The sequence below is a fragment of the Colwellia marinimaniae genome, assembly GCF_002207865.1.
Taxonomy (GTDB): Bacteria; Pseudomonadota; Gammaproteobacteria; order Enterobacterales; family Alteromonadaceae; genus Colwellia; species Colwellia marinimaniae.
In genome coordinates, this window is sequence record NZ_BDQM01000206.1 from 1 (window position 1) to 282 (window position 282).

Sequence of the window (282 nt, forward strand, 5' to 3'; positions counted from 1 at the left end):
AAAAGGGGAAAAAAAGAAAGAGAGAAGAAAAGAGAAGAAAAAGAGAAGGAAAGAAAGAAAAAAGAGAAAAAAAAAAAAAAAGAAAAAAAAAAAAAAAAAAAGAAGAGAAGAAAAGAAAAAAAAGGAAAAAAAAAAAAAAAAAAAGAAAGAGAAAAAGAGAAAAAAAGAAAAAAAAAAGGAAAAAAAAAAAAAAAAAGAGAAAAAAAAAAAAAAAAAAAAGAAGGAAAAAAAAAAAAAAAAAAAAAAAAAGAAAAAAAAAAAAAAAGAAGAAGAAAAAAAAAA

At 16.0% G+C, this 282-nt stretch carries 1 protein-coding gene; it reads left to right on the forward strand.

Annotated elements, in window-relative coordinates; translation table 11 throughout:
* Window positions 1-282: hypothetical protein (locus MTCD1_RS23575; RefSeq protein WP_200818655.1), on the forward strand; the 282-nt coding region annotated here is incomplete at both ends.